Origin of the sequence: Janthinobacterium rivuli (assembly GCF_009208735.1) — a bacterium.
Lineage (GTDB): Bacteria > Pseudomonadota > Gammaproteobacteria > Burkholderiales > Burkholderiaceae_D > Janthinobacterium.
Genome location: NZ_WFLJ01000106.1, coordinates 1 through 255, shown reverse-complemented (window position 1 = coordinate 255; position 255 = coordinate 1). Strand labels below are relative to the sequence as shown.

At 62.7% G+C, this 255-nt stretch carries 1 pseudogene; it reads left to right on the top strand.

Annotation, left to right across the window (positions count from 1 at the left end):
• Positions 1 to 255, top strand: a pseudogene (locus GCN78_RS29140) (myo-inosose-2 dehydratase); the annotation flags it as partial.

Sequence of the window (255 nt, the reverse complement as noted above, 5' to 3'; positions counted from 1 at the left end):
TGGGCAACAAGTTTCCGAAAGACGCCCCGTCCCTGAACGCCGTGCTGGGCAAGTATGGCCTGGCCTGCGTCTCCGGCTGGTATTCGGGCCGGCTGGCGCACCGCTCCGTCGAGGAAGAGATTGCAGCGGTCCAATCGCATTTACATTTACTTGCCGACAGCGGCGCCACCGTCATGGTGTACGGCGAAGTGGCCGATGCCATCCAGGGCGAAGCCCGTCCTTTATATAAGCGCCCGCGTTTCCAGTCGCAGCGGC